Origin of the sequence: Dyadobacter sp., from assembly GCF_051859145.1 — a bacterium.
In the GTDB taxonomy this organism is placed as follows: domain Bacteria; phylum Bacteroidota; class Bacteroidia; order Cytophagales; family Spirosomataceae; genus Dyadobacter.
Genome location: NZ_JBHYGF010000508.1, coordinates 1 through 2,231 on the forward strand (window position 1 = coordinate 1; position 2,231 = coordinate 2,231).

At 49.6% G+C, this 2,231-nt stretch carries 2 protein-coding genes; both read right to left on the reverse strand.

Annotation, left to right across the window (positions count from 1 at the left end):
* On the reverse strand, positions 1-1,186 hold a 1,186-nt coding region (locus ACTIE6_RS22955), incomplete at its 3' end, for an AAA domain-containing protein (RefSeq protein WP_439558854.1).
* 62 nt (positions 1,187-1,248) lie between these two features.
* On the reverse strand, positions 1,249-2,231 hold a 983-nt coding region (locus tag ACTIE6_RS22960; protein WP_439558855.1), incomplete at its 5' end, for a multidrug effflux MFS transporter.

The window sequence follows — 2,231 nt, forward strand, 5'->3', positions numbered from 1 at the left end:
GCAATTGTAAATGGTCCCCGGCAAGTACCAGCTTTTCAGCTTTCAAAATCGGGATCCAGCAAGCCGGTTCAAGCGCCTGTCCAGCTTCGTCGATGACTACGGTGTGATAAGTAAGCCCCCGCACGGTATAATGATTCGCGCCCACCAGCGTGGCGGTCACTACCTGTGCTTTGCTCAGCAGATCGTCAGTAACATACTGTTCAATGCTCGCGACCTCCTTCATGATTTTGTGCGCTTCGTCGAACAACGCTTTTCGCTGGTCGCGTTCTGCTTTTCCAAACTGACGCTTGTATTTCTGCGCCATGTTTTTGTATTCGCCGGCCTGCTTTTTAAGCGTTTTTATATCCTTGATCCGGCTGTGCGCCGCCATTTTGCTATCGAGCGTAAGCGACATCAGCCGCTCCGAAACGCGTACGGGATTCCCCACCCGCAACACTTCCATTCCTTCTTCGCTCAGCTTTTCACTCAGCAGGTCCACTGCGGTATTACTTGGCGCTACTACCAAAATTTGCTTACGATCTTTGAGGTACATTGCTTTGATCGCCTGCACCAATGTGGTCGTTTTACCCGTACCCGGCGGTCCGTGCACGATTGCCAGCTCGTTGGCTGAAAGGATCTTATTTACTGCTTCGTTTTGGGAAGTATTTAGTTTAGGTATTTCAGTGGGAAGTTGATTTTGGTTAAAGGAAGCAGCTTTCTCACCTGTCAAAACCTCTATCAGCCGCACCTCTTTTCCACTTTCCAGCCGCGACGATGCTGCTTTTAATGCATTCTGCATTTCGTCATAACTGTTGTCATCAAACAGCAGATCGATCCCCAGCTTGCCATCGCGTGACCAGTCGGGCAGCTCGTCGGTTTTCAAAGTGATTTTTAAACGGTTACCACTTTGATGGGAAATAACCCCTTCTACCCTGTCCTTTTTAGGTTCGTGGTTACTGAATAATACAGCCGGCATACCGAACCGAAGCTGGTGCGGCAGGTCCTGATGCGTAGTGCGCTCTACTTCCACCGACAAATAATCACCCCGACTCATTTCATTCCCACGGATCGCAATGGGATACCAAGCCAACCCATTCGCACGCCGCTCGGACACCGAAGCCATTTCAGTCTGCCGGATGTAAACCTGCTTATCCTCTTCCCGCTCAACTTTCAGCAAGTCAAGCAATTTTCTAAAATAATCACTCATAGTTTTATAAAATCTCAATCTAGCCTTCCTCCATCCTCCCTTCCTCCTTCCTGCCTTTAAATTCAATGCATCATCCCCGCATCCGCCCCTTCACTTACTTCCACTTTTTCAGTGATAAACCGCTTGCCGATCAGCAGAATAATGAGCGCCGCCGACGCAGAACAAGCCATCGCAGCTACCATCGGGATAATGGAAGGTACCTCAAACATACTGATCGCAACGGAAATCAATGTTCCCATTCCCATCTGGAATGCGCCCATTAAAGCGGAGGCGCTGCCTGCATTTTTGGTAAATGGCGCCAGCGAAAGTGCTGCCGCGTTCGGGAACGTGTAACCCACGCAACAAAGAAAGAAGAAAAGAAAAACGAGTGTGGATGTAAGTGTAAGTAAACCGTTTAATGCAGCCAGCAGGAACGTTATCCCGATAATCACCTGGCAGATCAATGCCGCATTCACCACCTGCTCACTGCTGAACCGACGCAGAAAAAACGTGTTCAGCTGACTGGAACCAATAAAGCCGATGGACAGAAATGCAAAAATCCATCCGTAGACCTTTTCGTCCGTGTGGAAGACTTCCATAAAAACAATGGGCGAACCGGACACATAGGCGAACAATCCCGAGAATGCAACTGCTCCTGTGATCGAGTAAGTGTAAAATTGTGGCTCCCTGATCACAGCAAGAAAATTCCGCAGAATGGGTTTTGGTTTCAGTGAAAGCGTTTTGTCAGGCTGGTAACTATCCGGTAGCCAGATAGCCGTCGCAATCAGGATTGCCACGCCCATTCCTGTTAATATCAAAAATACTGCATGCCAGCCGAAGACAGCTGTAACATAACCGCCCAACGTCGGCGCGATCATCGGCGAAACGCCTACTACCAGCAACAACAGCGAGAATACCTTGGCATTTTCGCTCACCGGAGAAAGGTCGCGTACCATGGCCACGGAGGCTACGGAGGCGGCACAGCTGCCGATTGCCTGCACAACGCGGAACAGGATCAGCCCGTCGATACTCGTTGTAAATGCACAACCAATGGAAGCAAGTACAT